Here is a 15,751-nt window from a genome sequence, read left to right as displayed (position 1 = left end):
GTCAGTCCACGCCCACCCACGCGAAGAACTCGTCGGCCGAGATCACCGGCTTGCCGTACTCGCGGGCCTTGCGCGCCTTGCCGGACTGGGTGCCGACCTCGGCGACGACGAGGAGGTCGCACTTCGTCTTCGTGACGTTGGCGGCGGGGACGAGGCCGGCGTCGCGGGCGAGGCGCTCCATCTCGTCACGTTCGTAGGCGCGGCCCGACGGCGACGTGGCCGTGCCCGTGAAGCAGACCCGGGCTCCGGGCTGCAGGACGTCGGACGCCGACGGGGTGGCTGCCGCGACGGTCTCGACCAGGTCGTCGACGAACCGCTCGTCGAGCAGGTCCTCAACCGTGCGCAGGCGCTCGACGAGCTGGGGCGAGAGGCGCGACGCCTTCGTCGCGACGTTGGCCAGCCGCGCCACCACGGCGTCGGCCACCACCTGCGGAGGGTGCTCCCCCGACGGGACCGGAGCACCGCCGAGCAACGCCGCGCTCACCCCGACGCTGGCCTCCACGAGCGCGGAGAGGGTGGGGAGGCGGTCGGTCGACGGGGGCGGGAGGTCGGGGTCGCGGGTGAGGAGGTAGCTCGGGTCGGGCAGGCCCTCGGCCGGCTCGAACGGCGTGCTGGCAGCGACGGCGAGGCCCTCGTCGCGCATGCGCGTGAACGCCGACAGCGCCGCGCGCGCCTGGTCGGCTGCGCGCCCCGACGACATCGCCGTCCGCTCCGCCGACGACAGCCCGCCGAACGGCAGCTCGACGCCGAAGCCCATCGGCACGACGTGCTGCAGCCGCTTGAGCTCGAAGTCGACCTTGCCGAGCGCGTCGTCCACGCGCGACCCGACGAGCGTGACGCCCTCGAGCAGCGGCGCCAGCACCGCCCACGCCTCCGGCAGGGTCGGCGCGAGCAGCACGTCGTCGGCGGAGATGCCGAAGCGGGCGCGCGCGTCGGCGAGGTCGCGCTCGGGATTCACGAGCGTGCTCACCGCGGTGCCGTCGTCGAACGCGACCGCCAGCTCCACCGGCCGGGGCCGCGAGAACGTGCCCTCGTCGCCGACGAAGCAGACCCCGAGCCCCGCGAAGCGGTCCGGCGCCGTGCGCGCCACCTCGCCCGACAGGAACCGCGTGACCCGGCGGTCGGTGCGCAGGTGCCGCGGCTCGATCGGGCGCCGCAGCACCAGCCCCGCCATCGACGTCGCACGGCTCAGCGCCACGTACACCTGGCCGGTCGCGAACACCCCGCCGGTGAGATCGACGACGAGCCGGTCGAGCGTCTGCCCCTGGCTCTTGTGGATCGTGATCGCCCACGCCAGCCGGCACGGCAGCTGCGTCCACGTGCCCACCACCTCGCGGCTCAGCGTGCCGCCCTCGACGACCGGGCGCGTCACCTCCCAGGTGTACTCGCCGACCGTGACGACGGACCCGTCCGCCAGCTCCACCTCCAGCTCGACGTCACCCGAGACGTCGTCCGCCTCGATGCCGACGACCCGCGCGAGGGTGCCGTTGACCCACCGGTCGCTCGGGTCGTTGGTGAGCATCATGACCTGCGCGCCGACCTTCAGCCGCAGCACCGAGTCGGTGGGCGGGTCGAAGCCGCCCAGGTCGCCGCTCTCCCGCGCGACGCACGTGACGACGTCGCCCGGCAGCCGCTCCAGCCGCTCGCGGTTCCGTGCCGTCACGATCGAGTTCGACGGCGCGAGCGTCAGCCACAGCTCGTCCTCCGGCGGCTCGAAGTCGCGGTCGACGCGAGCGTTCAGCTCGCCGCGCGCCTGCTCCAGCAGCACGCCCTCGCGCACCGCGTTGAGCAGACCGGTGAGCGTGTCGTCGCCGAGCTGGCGGAAGACGGTCGTGAGCGCGACGGTCGGGAACGCGTCGCGGTCGAAGCAGTGCGCGGAGTAGAAGTACTCGGTGTCGTAGTGGGTGCGGAAGAACTCGGTCTCCCGCTCGCCGACGATCGGCGGCAGCTGCAGCAGGTCGCCGACGAGCACGACCTGCACGCCGCCGAACGGCTCGCCCTCGCGCGGGCCGAAGCGACGCAGCGCGGCCTCGACCATGTCGAGCACGTCGGCACGCACCATCGACGCCTCGTCGACCACGAGCGTCTGCAGACCGCGGATCGCCTTCGTGAAACGTCCTGGCCGGTAGGTGCCGGAGCGCACGTCGTCGAGCGTCGTGGTCGGGCGGAAGCCGAACAACCGGTGGATCGTGTAGCCGTCGACGTTGAGCGCGGCGATGCCGGTCGGCGCGGCCACCACCACGCGGCGCTCCGTCGTCTCCAGGAAGTGCCGGACGAGCGTCGACTTGCCCGTGCCCGCCTTGCCGGTGAGGAACAGGTGGCTGCCCGACTCCAGGAGCTCCAGCGCCCGCTCGATCTCCGGCGTGATGGTCAGGTCGGGCACGGGGCCAGGGTGCCACGTTGGGCGTCGCGGCTGGTCCAGGTGCACCGTCCGACGCGACGGGAACGGGTGTCGATACCGGATGTTGCGCCGTTGGGGAAGGCTTCTTCAGGAGATCGAGAGAAGGGCGCGCCAGGCCTGTCGGCCCTGCGAGTGTCGCGATCGCAGCGCCGCTCACCCGGCGGCGCCCGATCACGAGAGAGCGGCCCCCATGCCCCCTTCCGCCCCCTTGACCGCGGTCACGACGGTCACCGCCACCGCGGTGCTCGCCAGCCTGCTCGCGGCCCCGTCCACCCGCACGCCCGTCCTGCACGGCGCGTCCGACACCTCCGTCGGACCCACCACGCAGCGGGTCGACGGCGGGTCCACCCGCACTGTCGACACCACCGACCCGTCCGACGAGCGACTCCCCCTCAACGGCGACCTGACCGCCACCACCCCCACGACGGCGCCGGTCTACCCGGGCGGCTCCGGCTGGGAGCCGATCCGTCGCTCGACCACGCAGCAGGTCACCATCGGCGGCGTCGGCACCGTGCCCGCCTACGCCTTCGGCGCGCGGCTCAAGATCAGCGGCCGCTGGCTGACCAAGAAGGACCCCGGCGTACTCGCGGTCCGCGACCCCGAGCTGGCCGGCGACGTCATGTGGATCGAGCGTCCCACCACCGCGTCGAGCTACGTCTCGACCGAAACCTTCGCGACGACGCTCTCGCAGGACGGCACGATCGAGATCCAGAACTCCTCGCGCACCGACATCGACGTCAAGGTCGAGGTGCTCGGCTGGTACGCCGACCCCGACCCGCAGAGCGATGTCGGCGCCGGCGTCGAGGACGGCTTCGCGCTGATCGAGCAGATCCCCGACGCCGAGACCGCCACCCAGGACGACATCGACGCCTGGCTCGCCGACCAGGGCCTGGCCCGCGAGGAGTCCGTGGCCGACGCCGACCCCACCGAGGCGAGCCCCGCGGTGTTCGACCCGCGCTCCGGCGGTCCAACCATCGCCGCGGGCGCGGCTGCGTGCATCGGCACCGTGCTCTACGCCATCGTGAGCAACATCTTCCTCATCTCGAAACTTGCCAAGGTGAAAGCAGCGATCAAGTCGGTCGGCGGAGCGAAGAAGGCGTACAAGGCGCTCCGCAAGGCCTACAAGGCCTATCGCAAAGCCGGACACGGGCGCTCCACGGCCGCACAGAAGGCCTTCAAGAAGGTCTTCAAGCGCGACGGGATCGGCGAGGAGGCCCGGCAGGCTCTCATCGACATCGCGTCCGTGGGCCCGGTCCTTTCCGCATGCTTCTGAGGAGCGAACGATGACTACGTTGCACCAGTACCGAGGCATCATCTCCGTCGTCGGACTCGCCCTGATCGCCGTCTGGGTCCTCGGGTCGGAGGCAGAGCTCGACGGGGCGTCCTACGTCGCCGGCGCGGTCGCCGCCTACGTCCTCTGCGTGGCGTTCCTCCTCCCGTGGCTCCACCGACGGCGGGCGTCGAGCGTGCCCGACCGGACCGGCGCTGCCGACGACGCCTGACGTCGCTCGTCGAAGGCGCGCGCAACGGCATCTGCGACGAAACCAAGAAGCTCCTGCTGGAGCTCGCCTCCATCCAGGGTGCCGTCATCGCCCGCTCCTACGAAGGGACACCACCATGAACATCCTCGAGAGCTACTTTGGCGTCTTCGCCGTGAGCTTGATGACTTCGACGGTCGTTGCCTACTTCGGCAACGATGACGCAGCCGACGGCGCCTCGTACGTCACGTCTGCGGTCACCCTGTACATCCTGTGGGTCGCCTTCGGTCGCCCCTTCGTTGCTCGCCTGCGGAGAAAGGAGAGAGCGGACTGAGGACGACGTCCCACCCACTACGCTCGCCGCGTGGACACTGCGACGCTGCTCCTGCTCGGCCTCCTCCTCGTCGCCTGCGTCGGCCTCAAGCAGCTCGTCGACGTCAAGCGGGCCTCGCGGGCCGCTACGAGCGGCGTGTACGTGCAGCGGTACTGGCAGATCGCGGACGACGTCCGTCGTGCGGACGGCGACTCGCGCCAGATCCAGGGGGATCCTCGCTACCTCGAGCTCCTGGAGGACGAGCTCGCCGTGGCCGCCATCGGCCTCCTCGACGAGCGGCAGTGGGCCACGTGGCACGGCGTCCTCGACGAGGAGCCGACGCGGACGAAGGTCGTCGAGGCGCTGCACGTCTGCGACCCCGAGACGGTCGCGTTCCCCCGTCTGCGCCGCTGCCTCGACCAACGGCAGCGCGACGACGCACGCCACGACATCTCCCGCTGCGCCGGCGTCTGAACGCGCCGCGGCCCCGCCCTCGAGGAGGACGGGGTCGCGTCACGGACGACGTCAGGCGTCGAGGCCCGACTCGATCGTCGTGAGCTCGTCGTCGGTGAGCTCGAGGTCGGCCGCCTCGGCCGAGTTCTTCGCCGACTCCGGACGCGAGGCGCCGGGGATCGGGACCACGACGGGCGCCTGGGCGAGGTGCCAGGCGAGCGCGACCTGGTGCGGGCTCACGCCCCGCGCGTCGGCCACCTCCTGGAACGCGGAGTGGTCGGAGCCGAAGTCGCCGGCCTTCTTGATGCCGCCGAACGGGCTCCAGGGCAGGAACGCGACGCCGATCTCGGCGCAGTGCCGCAGCTCGTCGCGGCTCGACAGGAACGCCGGGCTGAACTGGTTCTGCACCGACACGAGCCGGCCGTCGAGCACCTCGTTGGCCTCGTCGATCTGCGCGACCGTGGCGTTGGAGATGCCGGCCTGCTGGATGACGCCCTCGTCGAGCAGCTCCTTCAGCGCGCCGATCGACTCCGCGTACGGAACGTCCGGGTCGGGACGGTGGAACTGGTAGAGGCCGATCGACTCGACGCCGAGCCGCTTCGCTGACGCCTTCGCGGCGTCCTTGAGGTATTCGGGGTGGCCGTTCTGCGTCCACGAGCCGTCGCCGGGGCGCAGGTGGCCGCCCTTGGTCGCGACGAGCACGTCCTTGCCGGCCGCGTGGCCCTTCAGCGCCTCCGCGATGAGCTCCTCGTTGTGACCCACCTCGTTCGCGTCGCGGTGGTACGCGTCGGCGGTGTCGATGAAGTTCACGCCGGCGTCGAGCGAGGCGTGGATCGTGGCGATCGAGCGCTCACGGTCAGGCCGTCCCTCGATGGACATCGGCATGCCGCCGAGCCCGATCGCGCTGACGGTCGCGGTGCCGATGGTGCGCTGCTGCACTGGGTCCTCCTGAGGTCGATGGAAGTCGTTGAACCTTCACCTTCGACCGTACGCCTCGTGCGCGAGCGCGCCAGCCGAGCGGCGCTGTACATCCGCAACAGACGACCGTGCCGAGTGGTTTCACTCCATCGCAGCTATGCTCCTCCGGCGACGGCTCCATCGCCCCGTCTCGCAAGCTCGCCGGGGCTACTCAACCAGCGGTGGACGAGACGTCGACGACGTTCATCAACGGCTCCCCCGCCGCGACGCGTCGCACCTGCTCCCGCACGAGGGGCTCGACGCGCTCGAGCCGCGTGGCCACCGCTCCCCCGACGTGGGGCGCGAGGAGCACGCCAGGCGTGGTCCACAGCGGGTGGTCGTCGGGGAGCGGCTCGGGGTCGACGACGTCCAGCGCCAGGCGGACGTGGCCCGACGCGGCGTGCTGCACGAGCGCGTCGGTGTCGGCGACCTTGCCGCGCGCGACGTTCACCAGCAGGGCGCCGTCCTGCATCGCCGCGAGGAAGGCGTCGTCGACGAGGTGGTGCGTCGACTCGCCGTAGGGCACCGCGACGACCACGACGTCCACGTCGGCGAGCAGGTCCAGCACCTCGTCGATGCCGTGCACGTGGCCGCGCGCGTCGTCGCGCGCCGACGACGCGACCCGCACCAGGTCGACGCCGAACCCGTCGAGGCGACGTTCGACCTGGTGCCCGATGCCGCCGACGCCGAGCAGCATCACCCGCTTGCCGAGCAGACCGGGACGCGCAGCGCCCTTGTCCCACCGGTCCTCGCCGCGGGCGGCGTTGCGGACGAAGTCGTCGAGGCCCCGGAGCGACACGAGGGTGAGCGCGACCGCCAGCTCGGCGGTCGGCTCCTCGTGGACGTCGACCGCGTTGCACCACGTGATGCCGTCCGGCACGTGGCCGATCGCGTCGTCGTAGCCGAGCGACTGGGCCTGCACGGCCCTGACCCGGTCGGCGTCGAGGACGGACAGGTCGCCGGTGAGCTGGTACGGACGCACCGCGAGGTCGAGCACCACGTCGGCCGGCGGCGGGCCGGAGAAGTCCCACACGTGGAGCTCGGCCGTCCCGTCGGACTCCAGGTCGGCGAACAGGTCACGGGTCTCGTCGTCAGGGAGGCTCAGCTGCACGGGCATGGGTCCGATCATGCCGGTCCCTCGCCGACGTGCACGCCGTCGGTGCCCCCGCCTACCGTGGCTGCGTGAGCACCTGGGGCGTCGTCGCGGCCGTCGTCGGCGGTGTCGTGCTGCTCTGGGCGGTCCTCGTCGGACTGCTGTGGCTCGCGGCGCGGCGGACGTCGCAGCGGGTCGACCTGCGCGACCTGCTGCGCCTCGTGCCCGACCTCGTCCGGCTCACGCACCGCCTCGCACGCGACCCCGCGCTGCCTCGCGGCGTCCGTGCGCGCCTCGTCGCCCTCCTCGTCTACCTCGCCCTCCCCCTCGACCTCGTCCCCGACGTCGTCCCGGTGGTCGGGTACGCCGACGACGTGGTCGTGGTCGCGCTGGTGCTGCGGTCGGTAGTGCGGAGGGCCGGCCCCGAGGCCATCGAGCGCCACTGGCCGGGCAACGACGTCGGGCTCGCCGCCGTCCTGCGCCTGGCCGGCGTCACGTCGAGGGCCGCGTCGTGACCGACGCGGGAGCGCGTCTGGAGGAGGAGCGTCGTCGACTGCTCGCGTCGATCACGTCACGCGACGCCGACGTCGCCGGCATCGTCGCCGCCCGCGAGGGGTCCAACGTCGACGACGAGCACGACCCCGAGGGAGCCACGATCGCCTTCGAGCGGTCGCAGGCCGACCACGCCGCCGACAGCGCGCGCCGCCGGCTCACCGCCGTCGAGTCGGCGCTGCGCCGCGTCGAGGACGGCACCTACGGCGTCTGCGAGGTGTGCGGTCGCCCGATCGGCGAGGGTCGGCTCGAGGCCCTCCCGGCCACCACCCTCTGCGTCATCTGCGCGTCCAGACCCCGCTGAGTGTGACGTTTGGGGCCTCGATCGGGCCGATCTGGGCCCCAAACGTCACACTCAGCGGGGTGGGGGAAGGGGTGGGGGTGCGGCGCGGGTGGGGGCTACCGCTAGAGCTGCGCGGCGCCCCAGGCGATGCCGTCGAGGATGTCGTGCTCGCTCACCAGCACCTCGTCGGTCGCCAGGGGGACCGAGCCGAGGACGGCGTCGAGGATCATGGCGCCCGCGCCGATCACGTCGGCGCGACCCGGGTGCATGAACGGCAGCGCGCGACGGTCCGCCACCGACATCCGCAGCAGCGACAGGCAGGCCGTGCGGACGTCGTCGACCGGGATGCGAGCACCGTGGATCTGCGACGAGTCGTACGACGGGAGCTCCAAGGCGTGGGCCGCGACCGTCGTGATGGTCCCCGCCACCCCGACGAGGGTGCTCACCGGGTCGAGGCCGGACAGCCGGGGCGTCAGCACCTCGTCGAGGTAGGACTCGAGCGCGGTCACCTCGTCGATCGAGGCGGGGTCGCTGCGCAGGAACCGCTCGGTCAGCCGCACGGAGCCGACGTCGAAGGAGTGCGACCAGCCGACGTCGCCGTCGGCACCGACCACCAGCTCCGTGGAGCCGCCACCGATGTCGACGACCAGCGCCGGCCCCGACACCGAGCGCGTCGCCCCGAGGAACGAGGCGCGGGCCTCCTCCTCGCCCGACAGCACCTCGAGGTCGATGCCCAGCACCGACCGGACCCCGTCGCTCAGCTCGTCGGCGTTCGACGCGTCCCGGGCCGCCGACGTCGCGCAGAACCGCACCCGCTCGGCGCCCAGCACCGTGGCCAGCTCGCCGAACTCGCGGGTGACGGCGAGCGTCCGCTCCAGCGCGTCGGGGTGGAAACGACCGGTCTCGTCGACGCCCTGGCCGAGGCGGACGACCCGCATCTCGCGCACGACGTCGCGCTTCTGGTCGCCCCGCACGTCGGTGACGAGCAGGCGCAACGAGTTCGTCCCACAGTCCATCGCGGCGACGCGGAGGGCATCCGGCATGTCCCGACCCTACCGACGACACAGGGCCCGGACGGTGTCCGGGCCCTGTGGGTCGTCCCACGTCGCGTCAGCGCGCGACGTCGAGCTCCTCGTCCTTGCGCGGCGTGTAGCCGTGGTCGTCGTCGACCATCGTCGTCTCGTCGAAGGGGTCGTCACCGGCCAGGACGGCGTCGAGCTTCTGCCGGTCGATCGAGTGGGTCCAGGTGCCGATGAGCACCGTCGCGACCGCGTTGCCGGCGAAGTTCGTCAGCGCACGCGCCTCGGACATGAAGCGGTCGATGCCGACGATGAGGCCGACGCCGTCGACCAGGTCGGGGCGGTGCGACTGCAGGCCGCCGGCCAGCGTCGCGAGACCGGCGCCGGTCACGCCCGCCGCGCCCTTCGAGGCGATCATCATGAAGAGCAGCAGGGAGAGCTGCTCGCCGAAGCTGAGCGGGTCGCCGGTGGCCGACGCGACGAACAGGGTCGCCATCGTCAGGTAGATCGCGGTGCCGTCGAGGTTGAAGGAGTAGCCGGTCGGCACCACGACGCCGACGGTCGACTGGTGCACGCCGGCGTGCTCCATCTTGGCGATGAGGCGCGGCAGGGCCGACTCCGACGACGACGTCGAGACGATGAGCAGGAACTCCCGGCCCAGGTACTTCAGCAGGCTGAAGATGTTGATGCCGGTGACGGCCTTGAGCAGCGCGCCCAGGATGCCGAAGACGAACAGGAAGCACGTGATGTAGAAGCCGATCATGAGGACGGCGAGACTGCGCAGCGCGTCCATGCCGGTCTCGCCGACCACGGCGGCGATCGCACCGAAGGCGCCGATGGGGGCCAGCCACATGATCATGGCAAGCACGCGGAAGACGAGCTTCTGCAGGTAGCCGACGCCGACGAGGATCGGCTCGCCCGCGCGACCCATGGCCTGCAGCGCGAAGCCGACGAGCAGGGCGACGAACAGCGCCTGCAGCACGTCGCCTGACGTGAGCGAGGAGACCATGGTGTCCGGGATCATGTGCAGGATGAACTCGGCGGTCGTCTGCTTCTCGCCGCCGGCGGACTCGGCCGCCTTCGCGGCGCCCTCGGGCGTGATCTGCAGGCCCTCGCCCGGGTGCAGGATGTTGCCGACCGCCAGGCCGATCGCCAGGGCGAACGTCGACATCGTGATGAAGTAGCCGAGCGCCATGCCGCCGACCTTGCCCACCTGGGCGGCGCTGCGGACCGAGCCGACGCCGAGCACGATGGTGCAGAAGATGACCGGTCCGATCATCATCTTGATCAGCTTGACGAAGCCCTCGCCGAGCGGCTTGAGCTCCTTCGCGAAGTCGGGCGCCGCGAAGCCGACGGCGATGCCGGCGAGCACCGCGGCGATGACCGCGATGTAGAGGTAGTGGGTGCGGTCGCGCCGGGTGCGCGCCTGCGGGGTCGTGCTGGTCATGGTTCCTCCTGTGGGACGACCTGCCCACCGTGCCCGCACACGTGACCCGGGTCACCATTGCGTACATAGAGTTCGGTGACCGCGGTCACAGCCGTTTCGTGGAGGTGGGACGATGCGGTCGTGCCCCGCCCGTCGTCCGTCGCGCGCCAGATCCTGCTCTGGCAGGTCGTCGTCGTGTGCGTGCTGGTGCTCGGCGGGGTGGCGGCGGCCTGGTTCGACGCCCGCGCCGACGCGACGGCGTCGGCACGTCAGCGCGCGCTCGACCTCGCGGTGGCCGTCGCCGACTCCCCCACGGTGCGCGAGGCGGTCCGCACGACGGACCCGTCGGCGGTGCTCCAGCCGTTCGCGGAGCAGGTGCGGCGCGACAGCGGCACCGACTTCGTCGTCATCATGTCGCGCGACGGCATCCGCTACTCCCACCCCGACCCGGCCAACATCGGCAAGCGCTTCCTCGGGTCGATCACGCAGGCGCGAGCGGGCCGGACGTACAGCGAGGAGTACGTCGGCACGCTCGGGCCGTCCGTCCGGGCCGTCGTGCCGGTGCGCGCAGGGCCCCGCGACGACGACGTCGTGGCGCTCGTGTCGGTCGGGATCCGCACGGCGAAGCAGCGCGACGAGGTGGTCGACGCACTCCCCCGGATCCTCGGTGCGGCAGCACTGGCGGCCCTCGTGGGCATCCTCGGCGCCTGGCTCATCCACCGTCGCCTGCGTCGCCAGACGCACGGGCTGGGCGAGCAGGAGATCACCCGCATGTACGAGTACTACGACGCGGTGCTGCGGGCGGTGCGCGAGGGGCTCGTGCTCGTCGACTCCGGCGGTCGGGTCAGCCTCGTGAACCAGGAGGCGGAGCGTCTGCTCGACGTCGAGGCGTCACGGGCGGTGGGTCGCGACGTCGCGGAGCTCGGCCTGGAGCCGACGCTGACCGACGCGGTGCGCTCGGGCGGCCCGCTCTCGGACGTGGTGGTGGCGCTCGCCGACCGGGTGCTCATCGTCAACGCGGCCCGGGCGCGCTGGGAGGGCCGCGACGTCGGGACGGTGCTCACCGTGCGCGACCGGACGGAGCTGCAGGGGGTGACGGCCGAGCTCGACACCGTGCGCAGCCTGGCCGACTCGCTGCGCTCGCAGAGCCACGAGACGGCGAACCGGCTGCACACCATGGTCTCCCTCGTCGAGATGGGTCGCACGCAGGAGGCGGTCGAGTTCGCGACGCACGAGATGCGTCTGGCCCAGGGTCTGACGGACCAGATGGTGGCCGCGGTGGAGGAGCCGGTGGTGTCGGCGCTGCTGCTGGGCAAGTCGGCGCAGGCGCACGAGCGGGGCGTGCGGCTCGACGTCGACCCCGGTTCGGTGGTGACCGGGCTGCCCATCGGCCCGCACGACGCGGTGACGGTGCTCGGCAACCTGCTCGACAACGCGATCGACGCGGCGCAGGGCACGGCGGACGCGACGGTGGCGGTGCACCTGCACGCGAGCGACACGCACCTCGACGTCGTGGTCGAGGACTCCGGCCCGGGCATCCCGGTGGACGCGCGCGACCAGGTCTTCGAGCGGGGTTGGTCGACGAAGGTCGCCGACCGCCCGCACGGACGTGGACTCGGCCTGGCACTGGTGGGACAGGTGGTGCGACGCCACGGCGGTAGCGTGCGCGTCGGCTCGGGTGCGCTCGGCGGGGCCACGGTCGAGGTGGAGATCGGGGAGGACGCGTGATCCGCACGCTGGTCGTCGAGGACGAGAGAGTCGCGGCGCAGGCGCACGCACAGTATGTCCGCGACGTGCCGGGCTTCGAGCTGGTCGCGGTGGCCATGTCGGCGCAGGACGCCGCACGGGTGCTGCGCGAGGAGCCGGTCGACCTCGTGCTGCTCGACATGCACCTGCCCGACGGCCACGGCCTGCAGCTGCTGCGCCGACTGAGGGCGGCCGGCAGCCGGGTCGACGTGATCGCGGTGACGTCGGCGCGCGACGCCGAGGTGGTGCGCGACGCGGTGGCCCAGGGGGTGGTCGGCTACCTCATCAAGCCCTTCGCGTTCGGTGCGCTGCGCGAGCGGCTGCTCGCCTACCGGACCTTCCACGAGGGTCTGCAGGGCTCGGACGACCTCGACCAGGGAGCGGTCGACCGGATGCTGGAGTCGTTGCGACCGACGTCCCGTCCTGCCCTGCCGAAGGGGCTCGGCGCGGAGACGCTGGAGCAGGTGCGCGCGGCCCTGGCCGAGCACGGTCCGTCGTCGGCGAGCGAGGTGGGCGAGCACCTCGGGTCGTCGCGGGTGACCGCCCGGCGCTACCTGGAGCACCTCGCCGGGACCGGCGAGGTCGACCGGGTCACCCGGCTGGGGCGAGCGGGTCGGCCGGAGGTGGAGTACCGGCCGCGCTCCTAGCGCCGAGACCTCCGCGCCTCAGCCGTGCACGGTCACCGCGTAGCCGTCGGGGTCGGCGAACGTGAAGGTGCGCCCGAAGGGACCGTCGAACGGCTTCTGCACGATCGCGACGTCGTGGGCGAGCAGGTCGTCGTGGATCGCCTGTGCGTCGTCGCTGGCCAGCCACAGCGCGATCCCGGCTCCCGGGCGGGGCGAGACGCTCGCGACGTCGAGCCCGGGGAGCGGCTCGCGGACGGCGAACGCGACCGGCGTGGTCGCGAAGACGACGGCACCGGGCGGTGCGACGGGAGCACGGACCAGGCCGAGGCGCTCCTCGTAGAAGGCCGCGGACGCCTCCAGGTCGACGACCTGGAGGGCGATGAAGTCGGGTCCGGTCACGGTGGCCATGGGTGGTCCTGTCTGTCGTGGTATGTCAGTGTCCTGACACGCCACTGTATGTCAGAATGCTGACATGACGCAACCCGGCATCGACGTCACGCGGTCGGTCGGCCTCGCCCTCAAGCGGGCGGTCACGAGCCTGCGCACCGCCATGGACGACGTCCTCCGTCCGCTGGGCCTCACGGTGTCCCAGTACGCGTGCCTCGAGCAGCTGGCCCAGCGCCCGGGACTGTCCGCAGCGGCACTGGCCCGCCTCACGTTCGTCACCCGTCAGTCCGCGCACACGCTGCTGCAGGGGCTGGAGGAGCGAGGGCTGCTCGAGCGGTCGGCGGACCCGCCGTCCGGGCGGGCCCTCCCCCTGCAGCTGACGTCAACGGGCGCGGCACTGCTGCGCTCGGCCAGCACCGCCGTCGCAGCGGTGGAGACGCACATGGTCGCAGCGATCGACGCGAACAGGGTCGACCAGCTGCTGGTCGACCTCGACGCGTTCGCGTCGGCCCTCGATCAGGAGGCGGGACCAGCCTCGGGGGCGCAGGACGAGCTGCCCCAGTAGTCGCCGAGCAGCTCCACGGCCTCGTCGCCGAGCGGGTTGACGCCGGGCCCCTTGGCCAAGGAGTGCCCGACGAGCACGTGCAGGCACTTCACGCGGGTGGGCATCCCGCCGGCGCTGATGCCGTCGATCTCGGGCACGTGGGCGACGGCCTCGCGCTCGGCGAGGTACTCGGCGTGGGCGCGGGCGTAGTGCGCGGCGAGCTCGTCGTCGCGGGTGAGCCGCTCGCTCATCTCGGCCATCAGGCCGGACGCCTCGAGGGTGCCGATCGCACCGGCCAGCCTCGGGCAGGTGACGTAGTAGAGCGTCGGGAACGGGGTGCCGTCGGGCAGACGCGGCTCGGTGCGCACCACGTTGGGGTGGCCGGACGGGCAGCGCGCGGCGATGCCGAGGACACCGCGGGCGGGACGCCCGAGCTGCTCGGCGACGATCTCGAGGTCGCGCGGGCTCGGGTCAGTCACGGTTCTTCAGCACCTCGTCGGGGTCGGGGACGGGCTGCTGGGCCGACGAGGTGCGTCCCGACGCCTCGACGCTGCCCCACAGCGTGTCGTACCACTGCTTCTGCGTGGGGTCCGGCGGATCGTCCAGCCGGGGGGCGTCGCCCTCGACCGTGCCGTCGGCGCCGATGACGCGGTAGCCGACCTCGCCGGGCATGACCCAGCCGAACCGTTCACGCGCCTGCTGGCGGACGTAGGCGTCGTCGTTCCAGCGCGCCTTGGTGTCGCCGAGGTCCTCGATGGAGGCCTGCCGGGTGGCGATCTCGGCCTTCAGCTGCTGCACCTCGCCGCGCTGCTGCCACCAGGCGTGCAGCGCCGACGTGTAGGAGGCGAGCAGCAGGAGCAGCACCGCCAGGAGCAGCACGGCGCGGGTGGTGAAGCGCGACCCGACGCCGCGCACGGTGGTCGTGCCGGACCGGGGTCGGGTCGGGCCGGGGCGGCTGGCTCCCGCGGCACCTGACGACCGCCCCGCAGGACGTCGTGTCCTGGGGGTGGGGCGTCCGGGTCCGCGGGAGCCGGCCATGCTCAGAGCGCGAGGCGCGGGAAGGCCGACGCGCCGGCGTACACCGCGGCGGACCCGAGGGCCTCCTCGATGCGCAGGAGCTGGTTGTACTTGGCGACCCGGTCGGAGCGGGCGGGAGCGCCGGTCTTGATCTGGCCGCAGTTCGTGGCGACGGCGAGGTCGGCGATGGTGACGTCCTCGGTCTCGCCCGAGCGGTGGCTCATCATGTTGCTGAAGCCGTGGCGGTGGGCGAGCTCGACGGCGTCGAGCGTCTCGGTGAGCGAGCCGATCTGGTTCACCTTGACGAGCATCGCGTTCGCGGCGCCCTGCTCGAGGCCGCGGGTGAGGCGCTCGACGTTGGTGACGAAGAGGTCGTCGCCGACGATCTGCACCTGGTCGCCGATGCGCTCGGTGAGCGCGACCCAGCCGTCCCAGTCCTCCTCGTCGAGCGGGTCCTCGATGGAGACGATCGGGTAGGCCGCGACGAGCTCGGCGTAGTAGTCGGCCATGTCGGCCGAGCTCTTCGTCGCGCCCTCGAACGTGTAGCCGCCCTTGTCGTGGAACTCCGAGCTGGCGACGTCGAGCGCGAGGGCGATGTCGGTGCCGAGGGTCAGGCCGGTCTTCTCGACGGCCGTGGCGATGAGGTCGAGCGCGGCACGGTTGGACGACAGGCTCGGCGCGAAGCCGCCCTCGTCGCCGAGGCCCGTCGACAGGCCGTCCTTCTTCAGGACCGACTTGAGCGCGTGGTAGACCTCGGTGCCCTGGCGCAGTGCCTCGGCGAACGTGGGCGCGCCGATGGGCGCGATCATGAACTCCTGCACGTCGACGTTGGAGTCGGCGTGGGCGCCACCGTTGAGGATGTTCATCATCGGGACGGGGAGCACGTGCGCGTTGGGTCCGCCGACGTAGCGGAACAGCGGCAGGCCGGCGGAGTCGGCGGCGGCCTTGGAGAGGGCGAGGGAGACGCCGAGGATCGCGTTGGCGCCGAGCTTCGCCTTGTTGGGCGTGCCGTCCAGGGCGATCATGGCGGCGTCGACCGCACGCTGGTCGTCGGCGTCGAAGCCGACGATCTCGGCGGCGATGGTCGTGTTGACCGCCTCGACGGCCTTGCGGACGCCCTTGCCGAGGTAGCGGTCACCGCCGTCGCGCAGCTCGACCGCCTCGAACTGGCCGGTGGAGGCACCGGAGGGGACGGCGGCGCGTCCGATGATCCCGTCGTCGAGGGCGACCTCGACCTCGACGGTGGGGTTGCCGCGCGAGTCGAGGATCTCGCGTGCTCCGACGGCTTCGATGCTGGCCATGCTGCTCCTGCTGCTGTGGTGGTGCGGTCGGTGCCCAGCCTAGTGCCGCCGTGCAGGCGTCCGTGTCAGGCGCAGCCGTTCCGGGGAAAGGCGGGGCACGCAGCATCCTGCGTTCGCGTGCCGGACGTCGAACGACGCTGCGTTCATGACGGGAT

General features: G+C 72.2%; 18 protein-coding genes. 9 read left to right on the top strand and 9 right to left on the bottom strand.

Features of this window, described 5'->3' with window-relative positions:
* Position 1: 1 nt before the first annotated feature.
* A complete protein-coding gene (locus tag AC3WRM_RS02065) occupies positions 2-2,383 on the bottom strand; it encodes an AAA family ATPase (RefSeq protein WP_492248967.1) in 2,382 nt (793 codons plus the stop codon).
* Positions 2,384-2,591: 208 nt separating this feature from the next.
* Between AC3WRM_RS02065 and AC3WRM_RS02060 the strand changes: the two genes are divergently transcribed.
* The 4 genes from AC3WRM_RS02060 to AC3WRM_RS02045 all read left to right on the top strand — a co-directional run bounded on the left by AC3WRM_RS02060 (position 2,592) and on the right by AC3WRM_RS02045 (position 4,666).
* Positions 2,592-3,674: a hypothetical protein gene (locus tag AC3WRM_RS02060; RefSeq protein ID WP_492248966.1), complete on the top strand. Its 1,083-nt coding sequence runs from the start codon at positions 2,592-2,594 to the stop codon at positions 3,672-3,674.
* Positions 3,675-3,684: 10 nt separating this feature from the next.
* Positions 3,685-3,903 (top strand): hypothetical protein, encoded by a 219-nt coding sequence (locus AC3WRM_RS02055; protein WP_492248965.1) that lies wholly within the window; start codon positions 3,685-3,687, stop codon positions 3,901-3,903.
* 115 nt (positions 3,904-4,018) lie between these two features.
* Positions 4,019-4,213 (top strand): hypothetical protein, encoded by a 195-nt coding sequence (locus AC3WRM_RS02050; protein ID WP_492248964.1) that lies wholly within the window; start codon positions 4,019-4,021, stop codon positions 4,211-4,213.
* A gap of 30 nt (positions 4,214-4,243) precedes the next feature.
* Positions 4,244-4,666, top strand: coding sequence for a hypothetical protein (locus AC3WRM_RS02045; protein WP_492248963.1), 423 nt, complete (start codon positions 4,244-4,246; stop codon positions 4,664-4,666).
* A 51-nt stretch (positions 4,667-4,717) separates the two neighbouring features.
* Here the strand turns inward: AC3WRM_RS02045 and AC3WRM_RS02040 are convergent, their stop codons facing one another.
* Positions 4,718-5,584, bottom strand: coding sequence for an aldo/keto reductase (locus tag AC3WRM_RS02040; RefSeq protein ID WP_492248962.1), 867 nt, complete (start codon positions 5,582-5,584; stop codon positions 4,718-4,720).
* Between the two features lie 190 nt (positions 5,585-5,774).
* Positions 5,775-6,719, bottom strand: a complete 945-nt coding sequence (locus AC3WRM_RS02035; RefSeq protein ID WP_492248961.1) for an NAD(P)-dependent oxidoreductase — start codon at positions 6,717-6,719, stop codon at positions 5,775-5,777.
* Between the two features lie 65 nt (positions 6,720-6,784).
* On the opposite strand from AC3WRM_RS02035, the gene AC3WRM_RS02030 reads away from it, so the two are divergent.
* Entirely contained in the window at positions 6,785-7,210 is a 426-nt protein-coding gene (locus tag AC3WRM_RS02030; RefSeq protein ID WP_492248960.1) for a DUF1232 domain-containing protein, read from the top strand.
* The gene (locus AC3WRM_RS02025) at positions 7,207-7,551 is read left to right on the top strand and encodes a TraR/DksA family transcriptional regulator (RefSeq protein WP_492248959.1); all 345 of its coding nucleotides are present in this window, start codon (positions 7,207-7,209) and stop codon (positions 7,549-7,551) included. The genes AC3WRM_RS02030 and AC3WRM_RS02025 overlap by 4 nt, the downstream gene beginning before the upstream one ends.
* A 101-nt stretch (positions 7,552-7,652) precedes the next feature.
* Here AC3WRM_RS02025 and AC3WRM_RS02020 read toward each other — a convergent pair whose 3' ends face one another.
* Together AC3WRM_RS02020 and AC3WRM_RS02015 are read right to left on the bottom strand one after the other, a co-directional pair.
* Positions 7,653-8,573 (bottom strand): Ppx/GppA phosphatase family protein, encoded by a 921-nt coding sequence (locus AC3WRM_RS02020; protein ID WP_492248958.1) that lies wholly within the window; start codon positions 8,571-8,573, stop codon positions 7,653-7,655.
* Positions 8,574-8,640: 67 nt separating this feature from the next.
* Positions 8,641-9,996, bottom strand: coding sequence for a cation:dicarboxylate symporter family transporter (locus AC3WRM_RS02015; protein WP_492248957.1), 1,356 nt, complete (start codon positions 9,994-9,996; stop codon positions 8,641-8,643).
* Positions 9,997-10,116: 120 nt separating this feature from the next.
* Here AC3WRM_RS02015 and AC3WRM_RS02010 point away from each other — a divergent pair, with 120 nt between their 5' ends.
* Together AC3WRM_RS02010 and AC3WRM_RS02005 are read left to right on the top strand one after the other, a co-directional pair.
* Entirely contained in the window at positions 10,117-11,703 is a 1,587-nt protein-coding gene (locus AC3WRM_RS02010) for a sensor histidine kinase (protein ID WP_492248956.1), read from the top strand.
* Positions 11,700-12,368, top strand: coding sequence for a response regulator (locus AC3WRM_RS02005; protein WP_492248955.1), 669 nt, complete (start codon positions 11,700-11,702; stop codon positions 12,366-12,368). The genes AC3WRM_RS02010 and AC3WRM_RS02005 overlap by 4 nt, the downstream gene beginning before the upstream one ends.
* 18 nt (positions 12,369-12,386) lie before the next feature.
* On the opposite strand, the gene AC3WRM_RS02000 is transcribed toward AC3WRM_RS02005, so the two are convergent.
* Complete coding sequence (locus AC3WRM_RS02000) at positions 12,387-12,755, bottom strand: VOC family protein (protein WP_492248954.1); 369 nt, start codon at positions 12,753-12,755, stop codon at positions 12,387-12,389.
* 64 nt (positions 12,756-12,819) lie between these two features.
* On the opposite strand from AC3WRM_RS02000, the gene AC3WRM_RS01995 reads away from it, so the two are divergent.
* Entirely contained in the window at positions 12,820-13,299 is a 480-nt protein-coding gene (locus tag AC3WRM_RS01995) for a MarR family winged helix-turn-helix transcriptional regulator (protein WP_492248953.1), read from the top strand.
* Here AC3WRM_RS01995 and AC3WRM_RS01990 read toward each other — a convergent pair.
* The 3 genes from AC3WRM_RS01990 to eno form a co-directional block, all read right to left on the bottom strand.
* Positions 13,251-13,757 carry a DUF501 domain-containing protein gene (locus AC3WRM_RS01990; protein ID WP_492248952.1) on the bottom strand — a complete coding sequence of 169 codons (507 nt, stop codon included), beginning with the start codon at positions 13,755-13,757 and terminating at the stop codon, positions 13,251-13,253. The genes AC3WRM_RS01995 and AC3WRM_RS01990 overlap by 49 nt on opposite strands.
* Complete coding sequence (locus AC3WRM_RS01985; RefSeq protein ID WP_492248951.1) at positions 13,750-14,193, bottom strand: FtsB family cell division protein; 444 nt, start codon at positions 14,191-14,193, stop codon at positions 13,750-13,752. Before AC3WRM_RS01985 ends, AC3WRM_RS01990 begins: the two co-directional genes overlap by 8 nt.
* Before the next feature lie 125 nt (positions 14,194-14,318).
* The gene (gene eno, locus AC3WRM_RS01980) at positions 14,319-15,596 is read right to left on the bottom strand and encodes a phosphopyruvate hydratase (protein ID WP_492248950.1); all 1,278 of its coding nucleotides are present in this window, start codon (positions 15,594-15,596) and stop codon (positions 14,319-14,321) included.
* Positions 15,597-15,751: the final 155 nt, after the last annotated feature.

This window comes from Aeromicrobium sp. EU05-FHT14F07, from assembly GCF_058790455.1.
The sequence above is the reverse complement of the archived record's forward strand: the minus strand, read 5'-3'. Positions and strand labels throughout refer to the sequence as shown.

What these genes read in the sequence shown, in the direction of transcription:
- AC3WRM_RS02060 (WP_492248966.1), top strand. Translation starts at nt 2,592, where the DNA reads ATGCCCCCTTCCGCCCCCTTGACCGCGGTCACGACGGTCACCGCCACC.
- AC3WRM_RS02055 (WP_492248965.1), top strand. Translation starts at nt 3,685, where the DNA reads ATGACTACGTTGCACCAGTACCGAGGCATCATCTCCGTCGTCGGACTC.
- AC3WRM_RS02050 (WP_492248964.1), top strand. Translation starts at nt 4,019, where the DNA reads ATGAACATCCTCGAGAGCTACTTTGGCGTCTTCGCCGTGAGCTTGATG.
- AC3WRM_RS02035 (WP_492248961.1), bottom strand. Translation starts at nt 6,719, where the DNA reads ATGCCCGTGCAGCTGAGCCTCCCTGACGACGAGACCCGTGACCTGTTC.
- AC3WRM_RS02020 (WP_492248958.1), bottom strand. Translation starts at nt 8,573, where the DNA reads ATGCCGGATGCCCTCCGCGTCGCCGCGATGGACTGTGGGACGAACTCG.
- AC3WRM_RS02015 (WP_492248957.1), bottom strand. Translation starts at nt 9,996, where the DNA reads ATGACCAGCACGACCCCGCAGGCGCGCACCCGGCGCGACCGCACCCAC.
- AC3WRM_RS02000 (WP_492248954.1), bottom strand. Translation starts at nt 12,755, where the DNA reads ATGGCCACCGTGACCGGACCCGACTTCATCGCCCTCCAGGTCGTCGAC.
- AC3WRM_RS01995 (WP_492248953.1), top strand. Translation starts at nt 12,820, where the DNA reads ATGACGCAACCCGGCATCGACGTCACGCGGTCGGTCGGCCTCGCCCTC.
- eno (WP_492248950.1), bottom strand. Translation starts at nt 15,596, where the DNA reads ATGGCCAGCATCGAAGCCGTCGGAGCACGCGAGATCCTCGACTCGCGC.